The following is a 21,928-nucleotide window of genomic DNA, read 5'->3' on the forward strand; positions in this document are numbered from 1 at the left end:
ACTATAGACGTTCCAGCGCATTTTCGCGATTCGGCCAAACGGCTAATGCCGTTTCGTTACGCCGCGTTACGACTCTCGCAATGCCGTATCACCTTGGCTCGCGCGCGACGCTTACATTGATCGCGCGAGCCGGGCGGGCCGGCATATCAGGGATTCAGAACATGAACAAGAGGCAATGGGCAGGGTGGGTCGGGAGCGTGGCGTTGCTGGCTTCCGGCAGTGCGATGGCGGGGCATGTCGACCTGTCGGTCGGCATCGGTGTACCGGTCGCGCCGGTCTATGTCGAGCCGGCGCCGGTCTATGTGGCGCCGCAGCCGGCTGTCGTCGCCTATCCGGGCTACGGATACGGCTACGACAGCGAAGACGACGACGATCGCTATCGCAAGTGGCGCAAGCACTATTACAAGCATTGGCACCGCCACCACGGCGATGACGAGGACGATTGAGCCCGAAGCCAGCCCCGGCGGCACGCATCAGAATGCATAGTCGGGGTTTTTCGGGTCGAATGCGGTGTCGTCGAGCGTCACCGGCGCGATTTTCTCGATGACGATCCGCTCGAAGATCTTGCCGTCGTTGTCATACGACTCGACGGTCCGGAAATAGGGCGCATGCAGGTCGAGCCCGAGGACTTCCTTCTTCGCGTAGAACTGCGGCCGGCCGGTCGGTGTTTCGTAGGTGAGCGTAACGACCCGTACGCCGTTGATCGTTCGGGCTTCCACATCGGTCGGCCGCTGCACGCCGGCTTCCAGATATTTCTTCCCTTCGGTCAGGTACAGGTTCGTGATGAATTCGGTGCCGAGATCCTTCACCTGGTGATTCGACTGGGCGCGCGCGAGTGCGCCGTCGATGGCCGTCCACAGCGGAATCTTGCCGAGCAGGCCGCCGAGGTGGCCGTACATCTCGTCCTTGCGCTGCGTCGTGTCGTAGATGGTCTCCTGTCCGGCATGCGCGCCGCCCGGCAGCCATTTCGCGTAGACGCGCAGCGGCTCGCGGGTGGTCTTCACGAGCATGCGGTCGGGCGTATCGGACCATTTCCCGCTGATGCGTTCCTGGCGCACCATCGTGAACTGGTAGGACGGATAGCCGTTCGGACCGTTACGGATATAGAGCGGCACGGCGAGCGGATCGAGTGCCTTGAAGAGCGCGGTGAGCGTGGCGTCATCGAGTTGCGCGAGCGTGCCGCGCTGCGCGGCCGTGCGCAGCCAGCGCGCCTGCTGCGCGACCGGCTCGCGTACGACTTTCGCGAGATCGGCCGGCAGGGCGACCTCCTGTGCCGCACCCACGGCGCTGGCCGCTTCCTGCGCGTGCGGGCCGGTCTGGGCGAGCGACAGCATGCACGCGACTGCCACGGCGGCGGCATGCCGCGCGTGGCGCTTCTTTCCTTCGTTCATCGACGGCGTCTCCCGGGGCGATGGATCGTTCAGCCTTGCTTCGCGGCCTTGATTTTGGCGAGTTCCTCGTCGCGCAACGCGCGGCGCAGGATCTTGCCGACGTTCGTCTGCGGCAGCGCGTCGCGGAACTCGACGAATTTCGGCATCTTGTAGCCGGTCAGGTTCTTGCGGCAGTGCGCGAGCACGTCGTCGACCGTCAGCGACGGGTCGCGGCGCACGACGAACACCTTGATCCGTTCGCCCTGTACCTCGTCAGGAATACCGATCGCCGCGGCTTCGCTGATGCCCGGATGCATCACCAGCACTTCCTCGATCTCGTTCGGATACACGTTGAAGCCCGACACGAGGATCATGTCCTTCTTGCGGTCGATCAGGCGGATGAAGCCGCGCTCGTCCATCACGCCGATGTCGCCGGTGGCGAGCCAGCCGTCGGCGTCGATCACCTTCGCCGTCTCGTCGGGGCGCTGCCAGTAGCCGCGCATCACCTGCGGACCGTGCACGCACAGCTCGCCCGGTTCGCCGACGGGCGCCCAGGTGCCGTCCTCGCGGCGAAAGCGCACGACGGTGGACGGCGCGGGCAGGCCGATCGAGCCGCTGAACGCGGCCATGTCGTTCAGGTCCACGGGGTTCATCGTCACGATCGGCGAGCACTCGGTCAGGCCGTAGCCTTCGACGACCGGCCGGCCCGTCACCTGCTGGAAGCGCTCCGCGACCGCGCGCTGCATCGCCATCCCGCCGGCCATCGCGAGCTTCAGCTTCGAGAAATCGCGCTTGCGGAATTCCTCGTTGTCGAGGAACGCGTTGTACAGCGTGTTGATGCCGGTGATCCCGGTGAACGTCTCGTTGCGGATGATCTTCATCACCATCGTCATGTCGCGCGGGTTCGCGATCAGGATGTTGCGCCCGCCGAGCCCCATGAAGATGAATGCGTTCACCGTCAGCGAATAGATGTGATACAGCGGCAGCGGCGTGAGCACGGTTTCGACGTCGCCCGAGACCTGGTCGGCGATCCAGGCCTTCGCCTGCAGCAGGTTCGCGATCAGGTTGCCGTGCGTGAGCATCGCGCCTTTCGCGACGCCGGTCGTGCCGCCCGTGTATTGCAGGAACGCGAGGTCGTCGCGCGTGATCTGCACCGGCTGCGGCTTGCCGCGCGCGCCGAGTGCGAGGGCGGAGCGCAACCGGACGGCCTGCGGCAGGTGGTAGGCCGGCACGAGCTTCTTCACGTGCTTCAGCACGAAATTGATCAGGCGTCCTTTCGCGTTGAAGCCGTCGGCGAGCAGGTCGCCGAGCGCGGTGACGACGATGTTCTTCACCTGCGTTTCCGGCAGCGCGTCCTGCAGCGTGCGCGCGAAGTTCTCGAACACGACGATCGTCTGCGCGCCGCTGTCCTTCAGCTGGTGCGCGAGTTCGCGCACGGTGTAGAGCGGATTGACGTTGACGACGATCGCGCCGGCCTTCAGCGTGCCGAACAGCGCGACCGGGTACTGGAACGTGTTCGGCAGCATGATCGCGACGCGATCGCCGGGCTTGATGCCGATGCTTTGCAGGTACGACGCGAACGCGTCGACTTTCTGCGCGAGCGTGCGGTAGGTCATCGAGGCGCCTGCACTCACGTAGGCGACGCGCTCGGCGAAGCGGCTCGTGCATTCGTCGAAGAACTGCACGAGCGACGCGTATTGCGTGACGTCGATGTCGTGCGGGACGCCGGGCGGGTATGACGCGTACCAGATGCCGTCGGTGTTCGGCGGAACCTGGGCCGCTGCGGTTGCTGCGGAAGATGACATGACGTGTCTCCGGTCTTTGCTCTCGGCGAGGGCGGGCGCTTCGGCGCCGGCCCGTGCCCCATGCCGCACGGTCGATCGACGGGGCGCCTCGACGCCCCGCCTGACTGCGCGTTTCAATCAATACGTGAACAGGAAGCCGCGCGTGGCCTCGCGCGCTCAGTTCGTGGAATGCAGCGTCGCCGCGCCGACGGAGGTCGGGGCCGACTGCGGCAGCCCGAACGCTTCGCTGGCCCCCGCATCGTCGAGTACGGCCGCGAAGATCGACAGTTGCGCGCTGTCCGGCATCGGCGCTTTCAGTGCGGCGACGATCAGCGACGACAGTCGCGCGATCATCTGCACGTCGTTCATCGTGCGGCCTTGCGAGAACTCGTCGATCAGGCTTTCCGTTTCGGCGCCCGCAAGCGCACCGGACAGCGCGCCGATCGCGAAGTGCAGGCGCCAGCCGAGTTCCGTGCGCGGCAGGTGCGGCAATGCGCGCTGGAACGCGTCGAAGAAGCGACCCGCGACGCTCGCGTAGTGCGCGGTCAGGAAGTTGCGCACGAACGGCGACGGATCGGTGTACGCACGGCCGATCAGGCGCAGGAAGCCGGGGCCGCCGCGTTCTGGATCGCGCGACGCTTTCAGCGCGGGAATGAACATCGCGCCGAGCACGTGCTCGCAGGTGATGTGGGTGCCGAGTTGCGCATCGAAGCGGTCGAGGATGCCGAGGCGCTCCTGGTTGAGCTGGTCGAGCCGGCGCGACAGCATCGCGTGGATCAGCGCTTCCTTGCTGCCGAAGTGGTAGTTGACCGCGGCGAGGTTGACCGCCGCGCGCGAGGTGATCTGGCGCATCGACATCGCCTCGAAGCCATGTTCGATGAAGAGATCCTCGGCCGCATCGAGAATGCGTGCCTTCGTCCCGCCGGTCTGCCGCGTGCCGGATGACCGTGCCCCGGACGGCCGTCCCGCGGATGGCCGTCCCTCCTGACTTACTGCCATGTCCCGCCTCCCATGCCGGTCACCCGGCCGCGAACTGGTAATTTGTTTGTCTGATTCAAACAGTCGTTTTTATTAAGATAAAAAATCGCGGACCGAGCGGGCAAGCGGGGAATCTGGACAAATTCCTCTAGTTCGATGTGCGAATGCGGAAAGTCTCGCGCGTGCCCTCGACCGGACGGGGCACGCGCGATGATGCGGTGCGGCAATGCGCGGGGTCAGGCGACCGTGCTACGCGTATTGACCGATTGCGTCATGTCGATGCCGCGCCGCTCGCGGCTGAACAGGATCAGCACGGCGATCACGACGGCGACGATGCCGGCCACGAGCGCGAGCGCGAAGCCGTAATTGTTGTGGTTCGAAACGGCGAGCGAGGCCTGCATCGTCGCGTTGCCCGACGCGAGCAGGTTGCCGAGCTGGTAGACGACGCCGGGGAAGGTCGCGCGGATCTCGTCGGGCGAGATCTCGTTCAGGTGAACCGGGATCACGCCCCACGCACCCTGCACCGAGATCTGCATCAGGAACGCCCCCGCGGCGAGGGCAACCGGGCCACTCGAGAACGCCCACAGCGGCAGCACGGGCAGGGCGATCAACGCGGCGATGAAGATGGCGCGACGGCGTCCGATCCGTTCCGAGATCGCGCCGAACGACAGGCCCCCGACGATCGCGCCGATGTTCAGCACGATCGTGATCCACGACACGGTATGCGGATCGAAGTGATGCTGTTCGCGCAGGAACGTCGGATAGAGATCCTGCGTGCCGTGCGAGAAGAAGTTGAATGCGGTCATCAGCACGATCGCGTAGATCGTGAGCTTCCAGTTCTGCTTCAGTGTGCTGCCGAGGCTCGGGCGCGGGCGCTTTTCCATCTGCTTCCATGCCGGCGATTCGGGCACGTGCGAGCGCACGTACAGCACGAGCAGCGCGGGCAGCACGCCGACCATGAACATTCCGCGCCAGCCGATGTACTGGTAGAACAGGCCGAACACGACGGACGCGAGCAGGTAGCCGCTCGGATAGCCGGCCTGCAGCAGCCCCGACACGAAGCCGCGCGCATGGGTCGGCACGGTTTCCATCGTCAGTGCGGAGCCGACACCCCATTCGCCGCCCATCGCGACGCCGAACAACGCGCGCAGCACGAGCAGCGCGGTCAGGCTCGGCGCGAAACCCGACGCGAGTTCGAGCAGCGAGTAGCAGGCGATGTTGACCATCAGCGTGGGGCGACGGCCGAAGCGATCGGCGAGCCGGCCGAAGATCAGGGCGCCAAGCGGGCGCATCGCGAGCGTCAGGGTGAGCGCGAACGCGACGGCGGGAATCGTCGACCCGAATTCGGCGGCGATGTCCTTCAGCACGAAGACCATCAGGAAGAAATCGAACGCATCGAGCGTCCAGCCCAGGTAGGCGGCGATCGTGACGTTGCGTTGCTCGCGGGTCCAGCTCATGTCCGAGGTCTCCTCGTTGGCTTGCGCGCTCACGTTGTGCATGCGGATGCCGGCCCGGCTTGCGCGCGGTGCGGGGGCATGGATCGAGTGTAGGCCGCGGTACCGGACGATGTGGGGCGCGATAACGTCGAATCGGGAATAATCCCTAGGAAATGAACTGTTTCGGAAATGGCAATGCCGTCGCATGAAACCGGCGACAGGCATCTGTATCCTTCCGGAAGGTTGTTTGTATTTGTTTTGTAATGCGCCCGATGCGCATCGTCACCGAATCAGGAGTCCCGATGACCGAACGTTCCGCCGCCACGCTGCCCGTGCTCGAGACTGCCCGGCTGTGGTTGCGTCCGCGCGTGCTGGCCGATCTCGACGCGTGCCTCGCGATGGATCGCGATCCCGAGGTCACGCGGCACATCGCGGGGCCGTGGCACGATCCCGTCGAGCATCGGCGCTTCGTCACGCACCGGATCACGTGCGACTATCCGCCGGGCCTCGGCTACTGGTCGATCTTCGAGAAGACCGCGCCCGATGCGTTCGTCGGCTGGATCCTGCTGATTCCCGACTATGCGGACGGCGCGCACGACGTCGAGATCGGCTGGCGGCTGGTGCGTTCGACATGGGGGCGCGGCATCGCGAGCGAAGCCGCGGCGGCCGTCGTGCGTCACGCATTCGACACCGTGCGCCTGCCGCGCGTGATCGCCGATATCGCGGAAGCCAACAGCGGCTCGCTGAATGTCGCACGCAAGCTCGGGATGCGTCGCGTGAGCATCGTGCACGACGGCATTCCTTACATTCGACATCGTCTCGAACGCAACGATCTGCGCGCATAGCACGGCGCCGTGCGCGGCCGGGCCGTCGGGCGGTTGTCAGAGATAGTCAACCGGAGGCATATCGAGGTCATGACGTATTAACGGCTCGCGCGATCAGGAGTATCGTTGCCGGAATTTCGCAACATGGGGTACGACCATGGCTCTCGGCAACGATGTTCACCTGATTCCCGTCAAGCTTGAAGAACTGCGTCCCACGCAGATGACGGTCGGCTATCGCGAAGTGAAGGCGAAGCGCAAGCACTGGAAAGCGCTCAACAAGCGCGCGCGCAAGGCCGCGATCGAATCGCACTGGTTCCCGGCCGTGATTGGCCCGGGCGGGCTGCACTACATCACCGACCACCACCACCTCGGCCTCGCGCTGATCGAGGAAGGCGAGGCACGCGTGAACGCGATGCTGCTGAAGGACCTGTCGTGGCTCGACGACACGATCTTCTGGCGGATGATGGAACACAACCAGTGGGTGCATCCGTTCGGCGCGGACGGCACGCGTCGCGACTATGCGAATCTGCCGAAGGCGCTGACGGGGCTCGTGGACGATCCGTACCGGAGCCTCGCCGGCGAACTGCGCACGGCGGGCGGCTATGCGAAGGATGCGACGCCGTTCAGCGAATTCCTGTGGGCCGACTACCTGCGCCAGCACGTGTCGCTCGACCAGATCCGCAAGAACTTCGCGAAGGCGCTCGACATCGCACTGCATCGCGCGCATGAGCAGGATGCACGCTATCTGCCCGGCTGGTCGGGCGTCATCGCCGTCAAGCCCTGACCGCCTCATGACGACCGCCCCGATCCGCCCCGACGCCGGCCCGCAGCATGCCGACCATTTCGCCGCGCTCGACGCGGCCTCGCCGCCGGCCACGCGACGCATCGGTCTCGATGCGCTGGCCGGCCTGTCGATCGCGGGGCTGCTGATCCCCGAGGCGGTCGCGTACGCGGGGCTCGCGAACCTGCCGCCGCAGGCCGGTCTCATCGCGTTGCTGTCGGGGCTCGTCGTCTATGCGCTCACCGGCAGTAGCCGCTTCGCGATCGTATCGTCGACGTCGTCGTCGGCCGCCGTGCTCGCGGCGACGGTGCTCGCGGAGTCGGGGATGGCGCTTGCGGCGCAGCTCGCGCTCGCGGCGGCGCTCGTCGCGATGACGGGCGTGCTGTTCATCCTGGCGGGCGCCGCGCGGCTCGGCGGCATGTCGGACTTCGTCGCACGGCCGGTGTTGCGCGGCTTCACGTTCGGCCTCGCGCTGACGATCGTCGTCAAGCAGTTGCCGAAGATCCTCGCGATCTCCGTGCAGCACAGCGATGCGCCGCATGTCGCGCTCGACCTGATCACCGGCGCGCCGCATGCGAATCTCGCGAGCGTCGTAGTCGGTGCGATCGCACTGGCGTTGCTGTTCGCGCTCGGGCGGAGCTCACGCGTGCCCGCGACACTCGTCGTGATCGTGCTGTCGATCGCAGCCGGCTATGCGATCGACTGGCAGCGATACGGGATCGCGATCGTCGGCCACATCGATTTCAAGCATATCGAGTTCGGCCTGCCGACCCTCGACCGCAACGCGTGGATGCAGACCATCGAGCTTGCGTTCGCGCTGATGCTGATCCTGTACGCGGAATCGTACGGGTCGATCCGCAACTTCGCGCTGAAGCACGGCGACAGCGTGTCGCCGAACCGCGACCTCGTCGCGCTCGGCTGCGCGAACCTCGTGTCGGGCTTGCTGCACGGGATGCCGGTCGGTGCGGGCTATTCGGCGACCTCGGCGAACGAAGCGGCCGGTGCGCAGTCGCGCTTTGCCGGCCTGTGGGCGGCGGGCGTGGTCGCACTGATCGTCTGGCTGCTGCTGCCGCAGCTCGCGCGCACGCCGGAGCCCGTGCTCGCGGCGATCGTGATCTTCGCGGTGAGCCACTCGCTGCATCCGTCGGTATTCCGGCCGTACTGGGCCTGGCACCGCGACCGGCTCGTCGTGATCGCCGCGCTGCTCGCGGTGCTCGTGCTCGGCGTGCTGCACGGGTTGCTCGCGGCCATCGGCGTGAGCCTGCTGCTGACGCTGCGCAAGCTGTCCGAGCCGAATGTCAGCGTGCTCGGCAGGCTGCGCGACAGTCACGATTTCGTCGACGTGGCGAGCCATGCCGACGCGAAGCCGGTGCCTGGCGTGCTGATCGTGCGGCCCGAGGCGCAACTGTTCTTCGCGAATGCGGACCGGATGCTGAACCGCGTGCGTGCGCTGATGAAGGCCGCGCCGGACGCGCATACCGTGATGCTGAGCCTCGAGGAAACGCCGGACATCGACAGTACGACGATCGAGTCGTTACGCACGTTCGCGGCAGAATGCACGGCGCGCGGGTTGCGGCTCGCGATCGTGCGGCTCAAGGTGCACGCGCTGCACGCGCTGCGCCGAGCGGCGGACGATACGCTGCACGACGATGCGATGTCCGAACTGAGCGTCGACGAGAGCCTGCAACTGCTGCAGGCCGGGATGCCGCCGAACGGCAGCGGCGGCACGACCGCCGCGTGACGAGGCGGCGCGCCGGCGCGCGCTATGGCGAAACCACGGCGTCGGCGGAGCGATCGATCATGGCGGTCACTTCGGCCGCCGTCGGCGCATAGGCGCCTGCATGCGCACAGGCGACCGCCGCGCACGCGGCTGCGTAGCGCAGATGTTCGGCGAGTGATGCGTCGGGACGCGCGAGCTGGCTCGCGAGCCAGCCGCCGATGCTCGCATCGCCGCAGCCGACGGTGTCGGCCACTTCGGTCGGGAACGCGGGCTGGAACAGCACGATGTCGCGATGCAGGAGCTGCATGCCGGATGCCCCGCGCGTGACGAGCATCGCGGCGTCCGGCGCCCATGCGCGCAATTGCGCGAGCGCGGCGGCTTCATCGAGTTCGGGAAAGAGCCCGCGCAGATCCTCGTCGGACACCTTGATCCAGTCGGCGAGCCCGGCCAGTCGGCGCAGTGTGTCGCGATACGACGGCGCGGCCATCGGTGCGCGGAAGTTCGGGTCGAACGAGATCCGCTTGCCGGCCGCCCGCGCTGCTTGCGCAACCTCGATGAGGCGCGACGCGAGCGGCTCGCGCACGACACCGAGCGAGCCGACGTGCACGATCTCGGCTGCGTCGAGTGCGCCGGCGGGCAGGTCCGCCGGATCGAACGCGAGATCGGCGCTGTTCTCGCCGATGAAGAAGTAATGGGGCGGTTGCTTCGACACGACCATCGCGAGCAGCGGCGCGCGATCGACCTGCCGGATGAAGCGCGGGTCGAGCCCCGCGTCGGCGCTCTTGCGCATCAGCTCGTCACCGAAGGTGTCGCGGCTGACCGTGCCGGCGAAGGCCGTCGGCACGCCGAGTCGCGCACCGACGCGCGCGACGTTCCAGCATGAGCCGCCGGCGACGCTGTGCCAGTGCTGCGCGTCGTCGCGGATGAAATCGGTCAATGCTTCGCCGAATACGATCAGGCGGGGAAACGTCGTCGTCATGTCGAAACCTTGTGCCGCGGTGGTATGCGCGGCGATGCAGCGGTTGATCTGAAAAGACGGGCAGTGCGGGCCGTCGCGTGCTGCGACGCGGCCCGACACCACCCGGTTGCGCAGTTGGGCGCGATCAGCGCGGGGTGCTCCAGCCCTTGTAGCTCTTCACGTTGTCGCGCGTGATGAGCGTCGGCTCGATCAGGATCATCGGGTTGGCCGGCTTCTGGCCGTTCATGATGCCGTAGCCGACGTTGACGGCCTGCTGCGCCATCGCCCACGGGTCCTGGCTCGACGACGCCTGCACGAGCGTATTCGACTTGAGCGCGACCTCGATATCGGGTGCGCCGTCGACCGACGTGATCACGATGTTCGGGCGGTTCAGCTGTTTCGCGGCGAGATCGCTGCCGATCGCCTGCGGGTCGTTGATCGTGAACACCGCGTCGAGCTTCGGAAAGCGCGTCAGGTAGCCCTGCATCGCGTTCATCCCGCCTTCACGCGAGCCCTTGCCGTCCTGGTCGCTCGACAGCACCTTGATGCCGGCGTTTTTCGCGAGCACGGTCTTGCAGCCGTTGACGCGATCGATCACGGCCGACACCTGTGGGCCGTTCTCGATGATCACGTTGCCCTTGCCGTTGAGCTTCTTCGCGATGTAGTCGCATGCCAGCTCGCCGGCCTTCACGTTGTTGGTCTGCACGGTCGCGTTCGCGCCGGCCGCCGCGACGTCGACCGCAACGACCGTGATGCCGGCCGCCTGCGCCTTCTTCACCGCCGGCTCGATCGCCTTCGGATCGGTTGCGTTGAGCAGGATCATGTCGACGTGTGCGGAGATGAAGTTGTCGATCTGCGTGAACTGCTTGTTCAGGTCGTAGTCGGCCGATACGGCCGTGACTTTCGCATTCGGGTTGATCTGCTTGGCGCGCGCCTCGGCGCCCTTGACGATCGTGACGAAGTACGGGTTGCCGAGCGACCCGACCGTGACGCCGATCGATTTGAGCGGCTTGTCGGCCGCGTGCGCGGCGGAAGCGCCGAAGGCGAGTGCGCAGGCGACGGCGGTCAGGGCGGCTTTGTGCTTGAACATGTCGTTGTGTCTCCGTGAAGTTGCTTGGCGGGCGGGCGCAGGGATCGGCCTGCGCCGCCGGGTTGAATGGACGGGCGGGGCTCAGGTACGGGCCGAATCACGCTGGCGGTAGCGGTCGAGCGCGACGGCGCCGATGATCACGAGCCCCTTGATGATGTACTGCCAGATGTCGGACACGCCGAGCAGCACGAGCCCGTTGGTCAGCACCGCGATGATCAGCGCACCGATCAGCGTGCCGACGATCGAGCCGACGCCGCCGACGAAGCTCGTGCCGCCGAGGATCACCGCGGCGATCGCGTCGAGTTCGTACGACTGGCCGAGCTGCAGGCCGTTGGCCGCATAGAGCCGCGCGGCCGACATTACCGCGCCAAGGCCGGCGAGCAGCCCCGACGCCGCGTACACGAACAACTGGATCGCCCGCACGTTGATGCCCGACAGGCGGGCGGCTTCCGGATTGCCGCCGACCGAATAGATGCGCATCCCGAGCACCGTGCGGCGCAGGATGAACCACGAGATCGCGATCACCGCGCACGCGATCACGACGAGCCACGGCACGCCGAGGATCGTGCCGTTGCCGATGAACGCGAACGGCAGTTGCGGATTGAACACGGTCGTGTCGTTCCCGATCAGGCGTGCGACGCCGCGCACGGCCGTCATCGCGCCGAGCGTGACGATGAACGGCGGCAGGCGCAGGAACGAGATCAGGCCGCCGTTGATCGCGCCGAACACGAGGCCGACGAGGAGCGCGAACGGCACGCCGAGCCAGCCCCAGCCGGGGATGGTCGACGCGAGCAGCGCCGCGACGGCCGCGGCGGCGAGCACCGAGCCGACCGACAGGTCGATGCCGCCCGTCAGGATCACGAAGGTCATGCCGGCGGCGAGCACGATGTTGATCGACGCCTGCTGCGTGACGATCGACAGGTTCTGCAGCGTGAAGAAACCGTCGGTCAGAAAGCCGAAGCCGATGCACAGAACCAGCAGCACCGGCAGCATGCCGGCGGTGCGGATCAGCGACTGCATGCGGGCGCGTTGATCGGCGCCGCGCAATAGCGGCGTACGGGTGGCCACCGGCTGGGCCGTCGCGGAAGCGAGGTTCCGCTGCTTGGTCGGGTTGATCATTTCGGTAACCTGAGTGTAAGAAAGAAATGAAAAAGGGCGCGGCTCAGTGCGCGTCGGCGAGCTCGGCTTGCGAGCCGGTGGCGAGCGCGATGATGGCTTCCTGCGTGATGGGAGTCGGCGTGTATCCGCCAAGCTCTCCGGCGATTTCCCCTTCGCGCATCACGAGCACGCGGTCTGCGACACCGATGATCTCCGGCAGTTCGCTCGAGATCACGATGACACCCACGCCGGCCCGGGCCAGTTCGTTGATGATCCGGTAGATCTCGGATTTCGCGCCGATGTCGACGCCGCGCGTCGGTTCATCGAGAATCAGCACGCGCGGCTTCGTCTCGAGCAGGCGCGACAGCAGCACTTTCTGCTGGTTGCCGCCCGACAGCGCGCCGACGTTGACGTTCGCGTTCGGCACGCGGATCGACAGCGACGCAATGGCGTCCTGCGCGCGTTCGGCGCCGCGCGCGAGATCGAGTGCACCGAGCCGCGCGTCTCGGTTGCAGACCGAGATGTTGATGTTGTCGCGCACGCTCATGTCGAGGAACAGGCCCTGGCGCTTGCGGTCTTCGGTCAGGTAGACGAGGCCCGCGTCGATTGCGTCGCGCGGCGAGTGCGCGCCGAACGTGCGTTCGCCCACCTTCACGTCGCCGCGCACACGTGGTTCGGCGCCGAAGATCAGCCGCGCGAGTTCGGTGCGGCCTGCACCGACGAGCCCCGCGATGCCGAGCACTTCGCCGGCGTGCAGGTCGAGGCTGCAGCCGCGCACGCGCGCGCCGTCGGCGATGTCGCGCACCGACAGCAGCAGGTGGCCGGGGTCGTACGGTGCATGTTCCTTCTTGTAGAAGCCGGAGATGTCGCGCCCGACCATCATCGCGACGAGGCGCTCGGCCGACAGCGATGCGCGTTCGAGCGTGCCGACGTACGTGCCGTCGCGCAGCACCGACACCCGGTCGGACAGCTCGTAGATTTCCGCCATCCGGTGGCTGATGTAGATGATCGCGAGACCTTCCTCGCGCAACTGGCGGATCAGGCGGAACAGGTGCTCGGTTTCGCGCGAGGACAGCGGCGTGGTCGGCTCGTCCATCACGAGGATGCGTGCGCGGGTGTGCACGGCACGCGCGATCTCGACGAGTTGCTGCTCCGCGATCGACAGCGTACCGACGAGTGTGTCGGGGCCGAACGATGCACCGAGGCGCGCGAGCACGTCCTCGCAGCCGCGCGCCATCGCCGCGCGGTCGATCGTGCCCCAGCGCCGGTTGCCGCGCCGCAGTTCGCGGCCGATGTAGATGTTTTCCGCGACGCTCAGGTTCGGCGACAGGCACAGTTCCTGGTAGATCACCGCGACGCCCGCATCGCGCGCGGCAAGCGGGCCGTCGATGTCGATGCGGGCGCCGTCGATCAGGATCTCGCCGCCGGCGTCGGCGCGGTATGCGCCCGACAGGATTTTCATCAGCGTCGATTTGCCGGCGCCGTTTTCGCCCATCAGCGAGTGGATCTCGCCGGGATAGACGGTCAGGCTGACGTTGTCGAGCGCGCGCACGGCCGGGAACGTCTTGCTGATCCCGCGCATCTCGAGCAACGGGCGGGGCGACTCAGATCGCGACATGGTTGACCTCCTGCGAGTCGGTGCGGGCGCCCTTGAGGATGCCGGCCCGCGGGGAGAAGTTGAAGAACATCGGCAGCGTGGCCGCACCGATCGCACCGGCATCGGCGCCGAACGTGCCGCGTACGAGCACCGGCGTGCCGCGCGCTTCGGGCGCGGTGGCCACGAGCGCCGCGCGCAGGCGCGTCGTGACCGCGTCGAGCAGGCCCGCGTCGGTATCGGCGTCGAGCACGACCACCGGCGCATCGACCACGCACAGCACCGCGCGCAATGCCGGCGCCAGCGCGTCGACGCAATCGTCGATCCATTCGTCGACGGCGGGCAGGCCGCGAGCGATGCACGCTTCGAGATCGGCCCGGTTGTCGACCGTCTCGCCGTGATGGCGCAGATGGCGTACGAGCGCATGCAGCGATGCACGCGCGAGCAGGATGTCCCACGGGCCGCGCGGCGGCGGCGCGGAGGCCAGCCGGCTCGGCGGCACGGGGATGACCGCGATGTCGCCCGCATTGCCGGTCACGCCGCGCAGGCAATCGCCGTCGATCGCGATGCCGCCGCCGATCGCCGGCCCGATGAACAGGTAGACGAAGTCGTCGCACTGCCGGCCGTATCCGTAGAACAGTTCGGCGATCGCGGCCGCGTTGCCGTCGTTTTCGCCGAATACCGGCAGCGACAGCGTGCGGCCGAGGTCGGCCGCGAAATCGACGTCCTCCCACGCGCGGAACGTGTCGGGTGCGAGGCCGAGCTCGCGCATCCACGCGCCGAGGTTGTAAGGCTGCGCGACGCCGACGCCGGTCAGGCGGGCGCGCTCGTGGTCGGGGAGCAGCGCCTGCATCGCGTCGATGTCGTGGCGGACGATTTCGAGCACATCGGCGGGCGGCGGCAGCAGCGTGTCGTGCGAGCGGCGGCCGAGCACGTCGCCGGCGAAGTTGACGAGTGCCGTTTCGATGCGCATGCGGTCGAGATGGACGCCGATGCCGAACGCGCCGCTCGGGTCGAGGCGGATCAGTGAGGCCGGCTGGCCGCGCTGGCCTTCGGTGCGGCCCGCGAATTCGATCAGCTTCGCATCGGCGAGCGACGCGATGATGCTGCCGACCGCCGTTCCCGTCATGCTCGCGAGGCGGGCGAGGTCGGCCTTCGACGCGCTGCCTGCGCGGCGCAACGTCTTCAGCAGCAGGCGCTCGTTGTAACGGCGCACGTTGGCCGAGTTGCTTCCCTGGCCGAAGTGCGGGCTTCTCATGGCGTCTCCTTCCATGGTGCGCCGTTCGGTGGCGCATTAAATAAATCACGTTGATTTATTTAACCGCGTGAGCGGCCGCATGTCAGCCTAGGGAAATCCCGGTTTTGGGGCGGAGGCGGGGTGCTGCGGCGGGATGTCGGGAATCGGGGATGGCGTGCGGCGAAGTGGTCTGAGCGCGTGGCACCGGGTCGTTGCCCGATTTACCGCTTGTCGTGCCGGCTCGCTGGCGGACGCGCAACCAAAGCGACTGCTTTGCTTTCGAGGACGGGGAGGGAGGTGTGTTTCCGGCGCCGGAAATGAAAAATGTCCGCTGTCAAGTCTTTGATGTAGACGGACAGTTCCGTAAAAGGTCTTATGGAATAACAGGTTAGTCCATATTTTGGTCGCTACGCATCCTTGCTGATTTGCGAGCTAGGTGCCACATAGGCGCTTTGCAGTGGCAAACGTAAGGATGTCTCAGCGAGCAAAGTCGCATCATCAAAGTTTCGGTCTATCACCATCTTCCTACAGAAGGCAGTTCGAGAAGGGCGTTTATCGTGTTTGCCCCCCCAATCTGCCAATCGATAGCTCGCACCGTCGAAGCCGATGATGCGGGCGATCCATTTCGATGTGGCACTTGCGCCTGCGTCCGGTGATGTTGGCCGCGTGTGTCCTGTGCCAATGGGATCGCGCCCATGGGGCGCTTGCGCAACGCGAAGGCTGAGGCGGGCGGTAGGATGCTCTCGAAGCGTTCGCCCCAACGAGGTCTGCTTCTATGGGGCATGCCAGTGCAAGCGACTGCTGGAGGCGCAGTAATCACATGGGAGCCGTGTCGATGGGTTGTTCAGGCTCGGCACGCGAGCAGTACTGCTCTACCCACTTCACGGACTGAGCGATGCCTCCGAATGGAAAGAAATGCAGGCTCACCTTTCCATGTGCTTCGGTCAGGCGGGTGGTCAGACGATCCACAAAGAGATCCGGGCCTGCTATGCCGAACAGCTTGCTGATCGAGATGCCGTACTTGGACAACATCGACGCGCATGCGCTAACGCCACACAAGGCGGCATAGCGCGCCAGCACCGCCACGCCTGCAGGGCCCGGCACGCCCACGCGTACGGGATGTTCGACGCCACGCCCGCGCAGGGCTTCCAGCCAGGCCAGCACGATGTCGGCATCGAAGGCAAATTGCGTGACGATCAAGGGCGCCATGCCGCGCCCTTCGATGCAGCGACACTTGTGTTCGAGCACTTTCCAACGATCAGATGTGCTCATGACCGGATGGCCCTCGGGATGGCCACCCACGCCGACCATCTGAATGCCCGAGCGCTCGAACACGCCTGATTCGATCAGTGAGGAGCTGTCGGCAAACGGCCCCAGCGGGGTGGACGGATCTCCAGCGATCACGAAGCAACGCTTGACGCCGGCTTCCGCGACCGCGCGCTGGATGAACGACTCCAGTTTTGCGAACGAGGCGATACGGCGTGCAGCGAGGTGAGGCATGGGCTCAAAGCCGAGTCCGCGAACGGCCTGCGCTGCGGCCAGTCGCGCGTCGTTGTCCTGGTTCGCCAGGTAGGGAATGGAAATGGTTGACCCGGGCAATACACGCGGCGCCGCTGCGGTCAGCGCAGAGATATCCTTCGCGTTGACCTCTAACGAATAGGCGTCGGTGATGTTGCCGATGGGCTTGGACTTGTCGGAATGAAGCAAGGGGCTTGCCATATCTGGCGACTGTTGGGAGAGTTCCGACCCGCCAGCGCTGATCGGGTCGGTTGGAAGCCATGGAGCGGCATCGCTCACCCGGCAAGGCGCGTCAATCTTTGGGGGGCTGTTCGTCACCGTAGAACGTCACGCCGAGCTGGATGCGCTCGCGGCCGCTTTCCACGCGGTGGCGGTTCGTGTCGCGCAGCGAGTAGACGCAGCCGCAGTATTCCTGTTGGTAGAAGTTCTCGCGCTTGCTGATCTCGATCATGCGCGCCGAGCCGCCGCCCTTGCGCCAGTTGTATTCCCAGTACATCAGGCCAGAGTACTTGGCCGCCGCACGCACGCCGCAGTCATTGATCTGCTGCATGTTCTTCCAGCGCGAGATGCCCAGGGAACTGGTGATCACCGGAAAGCCGTGCTCATGCGCATACAGCGCCGTGCGCTCGAAACGCATGTCGAAGCACATGGTGCAGCGCACGCCGCGTTCGGGCTCGTGCTCCATGCCCTTGGCGCGCTCGAACCAGTTGTCCCGGTCGTAGTCCGCATCGACGAAGGGCACGCCGAACTGCTCCGCGAAGCGGATGTTCTCGTTCTTGCGCAGCTCGTATTCCTTGAGCGGATGAATGTTGGGGTTGTAGAAAAAGATGGTGTAGTCAATGCCCGAGGCCAGCATGGCCTCCATGACCTCGCCTGAGCACGGCGCGCAGCACGAATGCAGCAGCACCTTGTCGTGGCCTCCGGGCAGCGCAAGCGCTTTGCGTTCGACGGTGGTGTTCATCCCTTGGCTCCTTGGGCAATAGCGGTGGTGGCAGTTGCAGGCTGGCGGGCCAGTTCGACGAAGGCCCGCACGTAGTCAATGGCGGTATCCGCCTCGCGTGCGCCCAGGAAGATCTGCTTGGCAATACCGCGCGCGCCCAGCCGCACAGGCACCACGTCCATCCTGGCCGCATATTCCTCGACCAGCCAGCGCGGCAGCGCGGCGACACCGCGGCCGCTGGCCACCATCTGCACCATGATGTCGGTGGTTTCGATGGCTTTGTGGCGCTTGGGCGTCACGCCGGCCGGCAACAGGAACTGGCTGTAGATGTCCAGGCGTTCGATGTCCACGGGGTAACTGATGAGCACTTCCCGGGTCAGCTGCTGGGGCTTCACGTAGGCCGTAGAAGCCAGGGGGTGGTCTTTGGCCACGACCAGCACCTGCTCGTAGTCGAACACGGGTTCGAACTTCAGCCCCGGCTTGAACAGCGTGTTGATTTCCACCCAGAAGTGACCCACTAGCCCCCGGTGGGTCAGTTCTGCGTGGAAATCAACAGCCTAGATTCATTGAGATGCATCAAAGCAGTCTATCAGCGACAACGCACCTCGTCGTCTGCGTGAACTCTAAGGCAGACCCTAAAGGGGCGAGGGAGACACTTTCGGCGGTGCATCTCAACACTCTGCGCAGTGCGGTTGTATTAGACCTAGGGTTCAGCCGTGCAGTCCAAGAACTCGCAAAGCAGCGTCACCTCTACTACGAGCCGAATGTAATGACCTCAGCTGAAACGTCCTGGGTTGAAACCACTATCAGAGGCCAAGAACGATCAGTGTTGTAGCCTGACCCCTCGAAGTATCTGGTGTTTGCCATGCGCCCATTTGGGCTTACCCCATGAGCTGCGCCGTGCAGAGAACATCATCGCTAAACCACTTCGATGATGACTCAAGTCATTTCCCCTTGGCGAGCAGGATGGCATCACACGGGCAGGTTGCACCCAGCCATAGGACATAGGCTCTGAAGCCGCGCCCATTTCAGCTGGCGTGCAAACCGCCGAGCAACCATACCTATGCTGCCGCGCTGGCCTCGACAGCAACATCACTCAAACTCTCGCCCCTGAGTGAGCGGACTAGGTTCTCAGCAGCCCGCATTTCAATTTCGAACCGTACGCGTCTCACAGCCGAGCCGATGTGGGGAGTGAGTACTGTTCTGGCGTTGTTGGTCAATCCCGGATGAATTTCGCGAGGTCTGTCTGGAAGTAGCCAATCTTCCATCTCATAGACGTCAGCGGCGTACGCGCCAAGTTGCTCATTCGCCAAGGCATCGACAACCGCCCTTTCGTCGACCACAGACCCCCTACCCACGTTTACAAGGATCTGGCCCTTTTTCGATAGTTGAAGCATCCTGGAGTCAACCAGGTGGCGCGTATCGCTAACAAGAGGCACTGCCAGGAACACATAGTCCGATGTGCTGACAGCCTCATCAAGCGTGACCAGTTCGACCTGATCTAGACGCACACTTGGGTCTACACCAAGCAGCCGCGCGCAGCCAAAGCCCGCGAGTCGCGCCAATATGGCCTGCCCAACTTTTCCGAGACCGATCACGCTGGCCACCGACCCATGAAGCCCGGTTCCGTATAGAGCTGGCCTCCACCCAGAGTAGCCTGCTCTTGTAGCGGCGTCACCCTGAAGCACGTTCCTGCCAGCAGCAATAGCCAATCCGATGGCCAGCTCGGCTGTGGGCTCTGTGAGGAGGTCAGGAACAAAGGTGACGCTCACCCCGGCTTGTGCGCAAGCCCTCAGGTCGAAGTTGTCGTACCCCTTGAGTGCACAGGAGATGGTCTTGAGCCTGGGAGCGTTCAGCAGCGACTCTTTGGTCACACTGTCTGTCATGAAGGCCATCATGGCATCAGCATCCACGAGGTACTCCCTGAGCTGGCTGGGGCTCCAGGGGTCAGGCCCTGGATTCATGATGACCTCACCCTCAGCCTGGAGCTTCCTTAGAACCTCTTCATGAACTGGCTGCGTTACGACGATTTTCCGATGATTCATTTTTCGATTTACTTGAGACGCTTTCGCAGCATCGATCCAATGCTGTCAACCACGAGGACACAGGCAAGAATCGACAGAAGGATGGCTGAGACCTCGTCATACTTGACAAGGCGAAGTGCTGCCATCAGCTCGAAGCCGATGCCACCTGCACCGACAATGCCAAGTACTGCGGAGGCCCTGAAGTGGTACTCCCAGCGATAGATGGTTATGTCTGCCAACTGTGGAAGGACTTGGGGGATAACGGCATGCGAGATGACCTGAAAGCGGCTTGCGCCTACCGCAGCAGCTGCTTCAAGTGGCTTCGGATCCACGTGCTCAATGGCTTCCGCGTAAAACTTTGCGACCATTCCCGTGGAATGCAACGCTAGTGCGAGCACCCCAGGTAGAGCACCAAACCCTACGGCTGCCACGAACAGAATGCCAAGAATGATTTCTGGCACGGACCGGAATGCCGCCAGGATGACTCTGGCCACTCTTCCCACCAAAGGATTGGGGGTGGTGTTTGGAGCCGCCAGGAGCGCCAGCGGAAGTGAAAGCACGATAGTCAGTGCTGTGCCGGCAATCGACATCGCCAAGGTGTCCCTCAGCGGGATGACCCAGTGCTCCCAGCGGTCGAAGTTGGGAGGGACCATCTCAGATGAGAGCTGCTTGACAGCCGGGGCGCCTTCGATGAACCGCTGTGCATCGAAGAACCCCGTGACGTACAGGGCTACAAGGCAAACCAGAAGGACGAACGCTGTATTGCGCAGTCCAATGAACTGCTCCCGCTTGTCGCGACTGATGATGTTCTCGAATGCAGCCGAGGTCATTGCATACGGCCCAAATCAAGCTTCAGGATGGTTGCGGTATCCCTAAGGACGTCATATGCAGCGTCATCAGTGGCGGCAAACGCCTGGACACGAAACGCCTTGAGCACCTCAGCATCCTTCATGTCCAGAAAGGCAGAGCGGATGGCAGCTTTGAGCTCAGGCTTGAGGTCCCCCTGCATGACGACCGGATAGTTTGGAATGGGAGCAGAAAGGTCAAGCTGAACAATCTTCGTGGCATCAATGCTTCCTCGAGCGATGAGGTTGTCCAGAATCGGCTTGGACAGAGCCCCGGCTGGAATCTGACCCGACTGCACCGCACGTGCGACCGCGTCATGTGCCCCAAGGTGAACTGGCCGATAGTCCTTCTCACCATCAAGCTTGTACTTCTTGAGCAGGTGTGCACGTGGTGCAAGGTGGCTTGATGTGGACGCCTGGTCGCCAAATCCGAAGGGCTTGCCGCGCACGTCTTCAAGCGTTTTCACCGGCCCTCCGGCCGTTGCGATGAGGACCGACTGGTATGTGGGCGACCCACGTTCAACGCCCACCGCAAAGGGCTCAATCCCGGACGCCTTAGATTTGGCCAAAACGTACGAAAACGGTCCAAAGTACGCTACCTCAATCCGACCGAACCGCATTGCCTCGATCATCGAGGAGTAATCGGTAGTCACCACAATCTCAACATCCTTCTTGAGCTGCTGTTCAAGATAGCGCTTAAGAGGCTGCGCGTTCTGGATGATGCTGGCAGCGTTCTCATCTGGAAGAAGGGCGACACGAAGCTTTGATGGATCCTTTCCCTGCGCATGAGCCCACAGAGGAAGGAGTGCAGCAAAAGAAGCTGCGCTGACAACAAGAGAGAAGTTACGGCGATTCAGCATGGCAAGAGCTCCTTGGTTTGACTGGATTGAAGAGTTCGGGGGCTATCAGTGGACGCACTCGTGTTGGAAGCGTTGGACTGCTTTGCATAGAGGTTCCGCGCAACATCAGGACTCAGCTGCTCTGCCCTACCCTCGAATACAACAGCTCCCTGGCGGAGCCCAATGATTCGGTCTGCAAACGAGCGCGCGAGCTCCACCTGGTGAAGACTCACGATTGCGGTGAGGTGGTCCTTTTTGCAGATCTCATGCAACAAGGTGAGCACGCTATGTGCGGTTGCCGGGTCCAGGCTGGCAACAGGCTCATCGGCCAGCAGGATTCGTGGCTTCTGTATTAGCGCCCTAGCTATGCCTACGCGCTGCTGCTGCCCCCCAGACAAGGCATCAGCCCGGGAGAGCGCCTTTTCGAGCAGCCCGACACGCTCAATCACTGTGAGCGCCTCCAGCTTGTCCTTCTTGCTCCACGGCCATAGCGAAGCGAATGCACCCCTGTCACCGAGCTTTCCCATCAGAACATTCCTGAGGACCGACTGACGTCCAATCAGATGATGCTGCTGGAAAACCATCCCACAGCGCTTGCGGTGCTCTCTCAGCGTCTTTGCGTTGACTACCCCACCTGCCAGGCCAGGTATCGATACCTCGCCTTTTGTGGGCAGCACCAGTCCATTGATGCTTCGTAACAAGGTGGACTTCCCTGCGCCCGAGGCGCCCAGAAGCACCAAAAACTCTCCCTGCTTCACATCCAGACTCGTCGGGTGCAAGGCCACGGTCGAGTCAACGTAGCGGACGGAAACTCCCTTGAGACTCAGAACGTCTCGGTCCTTCTCCAACTTCATGTTGTTACCTTTGCAAGTTTCTGCCTGCGAGCAGCGCG

At 64.4% G+C, this 21,928-nt stretch carries 19 protein-coding genes and 1 pseudogene; 4 read left to right on the top strand and 16 right to left on the bottom strand.

Features of this window, described 5'->3' with window-relative positions:
• The first annotated feature begins 161 nt into the window (after nucleotides 1-161).
• Entirely contained in the window at nucleotides 162-446 is a 285-nt protein-coding gene (locus tag LXE91_RS12655) for a PXPV repeat protein (protein ID WP_039358919.1), read from the top strand.
• 27 nt (nucleotides 447-473) lie between these two features.
• Here the strand turns inward: LXE91_RS12655 and LXE91_RS12660 are convergent, their stop codons facing one another.
• From LXE91_RS12660 to LXE91_RS12675, 4 genes are all read right to left on the bottom strand, one after another.
• Nucleotides 474-1,391 carry a DUF1571 domain-containing protein gene (locus LXE91_RS12660; protein ID WP_039358916.1) on the bottom strand — a complete coding sequence of 306 codons (918 nt, stop codon included), beginning with the start codon at nucleotides 1,389-1,391 and terminating at the stop codon, nucleotides 474-476.
• A 29-nt stretch (nucleotides 1,392-1,420) separates the two neighbouring features.
• Nucleotides 1,421-3,175 carry an AMP-binding protein gene (locus LXE91_RS12665; RefSeq protein WP_039358913.1) on the bottom strand — a complete coding sequence of 585 codons (1,755 nt, stop codon included), beginning with the start codon at nucleotides 3,173-3,175 and terminating at the stop codon, nucleotides 1,421-1,423.
• A gap of 156 nt (nucleotides 3,176-3,331) precedes the next feature.
• On the bottom strand, nucleotides 3,332-4,153 hold the full coding sequence (locus LXE91_RS12670) for a TetR/AcrR family transcriptional regulator (protein ID WP_039358910.1): 822 nt from the start codon (nucleotides 4,151-4,153) through the stop codon (nucleotides 3,332-3,334).
• 215 nt (nucleotides 4,154-4,368) lie between these two features.
• On the bottom strand, nucleotides 4,369-5,589 hold the full coding sequence (locus LXE91_RS12675) for an MFS transporter (RefSeq protein WP_039359046.1): 1,221 nt from the start codon (nucleotides 5,587-5,589) through the stop codon (nucleotides 4,369-4,371).
• 281 nt (nucleotides 5,590-5,870) lie between these two features.
• On the opposite strand from LXE91_RS12675, the gene LXE91_RS12680 reads away from it, so the two are divergent.
• The 3 genes from LXE91_RS12680 (at nucleotide 5,871) to LXE91_RS12690 (ending at nucleotide 8,914) form a co-directional block, all read left to right on the top strand.
• Nucleotides 5,871-6,413, top strand: a complete 543-nt coding sequence (locus tag LXE91_RS12680; protein ID WP_039359043.1) for a GNAT family N-acetyltransferase — start codon at nucleotides 5,871-5,873, stop codon at nucleotides 6,411-6,413.
• Between the two features lie 136 nt (nucleotides 6,414-6,549).
• Nucleotides 6,550-7,176 (top strand): ParB-like protein, encoded by a 627-nt coding sequence (locus LXE91_RS12685; RefSeq protein ID WP_039358907.1) that lies wholly within the window; start codon nucleotides 6,550-6,552, stop codon nucleotides 7,174-7,176.
• A gap of 7 nt (nucleotides 7,177-7,183) precedes the next feature.
• Nucleotides 7,184-8,914, top strand: a complete 1,731-nt coding sequence (locus LXE91_RS12690) for a SulP family inorganic anion transporter (protein ID WP_039358904.1) — start codon at nucleotides 7,184-7,186, stop codon at nucleotides 8,912-8,914.
• A 22-nt stretch (nucleotides 8,915-8,936) separates the two neighbouring features.
• On the opposite strand, the gene LXE91_RS12695 is transcribed toward LXE91_RS12690, so the two are convergent.
• The 12 genes and pseudogenes from LXE91_RS12695 to phnC form a co-directional block, all read right to left on the bottom strand.
• A complete protein-coding gene (locus LXE91_RS12695) occupies nucleotides 8,937-9,872 on the bottom strand; it encodes a carbohydrate kinase family protein (protein WP_039359040.1) in 936 nt (311 codons plus the stop codon).
• Between the two features lie 124 nt (nucleotides 9,873-9,996).
• Nucleotides 9,997-10,941 carry an ABC transporter substrate-binding protein gene (locus tag LXE91_RS12700; RefSeq protein ID WP_039358902.1) on the bottom strand — a complete coding sequence of 315 codons (945 nt, stop codon included), beginning with the start codon at nucleotides 10,939-10,941 and terminating at the stop codon, nucleotides 9,997-9,999.
• A gap of 81 nt (nucleotides 10,942-11,022) precedes the next feature.
• The gene (locus LXE91_RS12705) at nucleotides 11,023-12,060 is read right to left on the bottom strand and encodes an ABC transporter permease subunit (RefSeq protein WP_039358899.1); all 1,038 of its coding nucleotides are present in this window, start codon (nucleotides 12,058-12,060) and stop codon (nucleotides 11,023-11,025) included.
• Between the two features lie 43 nt (nucleotides 12,061-12,103).
• Nucleotides 12,104-13,657: a sugar ABC transporter ATP-binding protein gene (locus LXE91_RS12710; protein WP_039358896.1), complete on the bottom strand. Its 1,554-nt coding sequence runs from the start codon at nucleotides 13,655-13,657 to the stop codon at nucleotides 12,104-12,106.
• A complete protein-coding gene (locus tag LXE91_RS12715) occupies nucleotides 13,644-14,891 on the bottom strand; it encodes an ROK family protein (RefSeq protein WP_039358893.1) in 1,248 nt (415 codons plus the stop codon). Before LXE91_RS12715 ends, LXE91_RS12710 begins: the two co-directional genes overlap by 14 nt.
• A 795-nt stretch (nucleotides 14,892-15,686) precedes the next feature.
• Nucleotides 15,687-16,577, bottom strand: a complete 891-nt coding sequence (locus LXE91_RS12720; protein ID WP_227472608.1) for a methylenetetrahydrofolate reductase — start codon at nucleotides 16,575-16,577, stop codon at nucleotides 15,687-15,689.
• Nucleotides 16,578-16,680: 103 nt separating this feature from the next.
• Complete coding sequence (locus LXE91_RS12725) at nucleotides 16,681-17,349, bottom strand: epoxyqueuosine reductase QueH (protein ID WP_003056085.1); 669 nt, start codon at nucleotides 17,347-17,349, stop codon at nucleotides 16,681-16,683.
• Nucleotides 17,346-17,819: pseudogene (locus LXE91_RS12730) on the bottom strand (LysR substrate-binding domain-containing protein); the annotation flags it as partial. The pseudogene LXE91_RS12730 and the gene LXE91_RS12725, both read right to left, overlap by 4 nt.
• Before the next feature lie 570 nt (nucleotides 17,820-18,389).
• Nucleotides 18,390-19,373 carry an NAD(P)-dependent oxidoreductase gene (locus LXE91_RS12735; protein ID WP_011517523.1) on the bottom strand — a complete coding sequence of 328 codons (984 nt, stop codon included), beginning with the start codon at nucleotides 19,371-19,373 and terminating at the stop codon, nucleotides 18,390-18,392.
• 8 nt (nucleotides 19,374-19,381) lie between these two features.
• Nucleotides 19,382-20,182 carry a phosphonate ABC transporter, permease protein PhnE gene (gene phnE, locus LXE91_RS12740; RefSeq protein WP_003056093.1) on the bottom strand — a complete coding sequence of 267 codons (801 nt, stop codon included), beginning with the start codon at nucleotides 20,180-20,182 and terminating at the stop codon, nucleotides 19,382-19,384.
• Nucleotides 20,179-21,057, bottom strand: a complete 879-nt coding sequence (phnD, locus tag LXE91_RS12745) for a phosphate/phosphite/phosphonate ABC transporter substrate-binding protein (RefSeq protein ID WP_003056094.1) — start codon at nucleotides 21,055-21,057, stop codon at nucleotides 20,179-20,181. The genes phnE and phnD overlap by 4 nt, the downstream gene beginning before the upstream one ends.
• Nucleotides 21,051-21,890 (bottom strand): phosphonate ABC transporter ATP-binding protein, encoded by an 840-nt coding sequence (phnC, locus tag LXE91_RS12750; RefSeq protein ID WP_003056095.1) that lies wholly within the window; start codon nucleotides 21,888-21,890, stop codon nucleotides 21,051-21,053. The genes phnD and phnC overlap by 7 nt, the downstream gene beginning before the upstream one ends.
• Between the last annotated feature and the right edge of the window lie 38 nt (nucleotides 21,891-21,928).

This window comes from Burkholderia contaminans (assembly GCF_029633825.1).
In the GTDB taxonomy this organism is placed as follows: domain Bacteria; phylum Pseudomonadota; class Gammaproteobacteria; order Burkholderiales; family Burkholderiaceae; genus Burkholderia; species Burkholderia contaminans.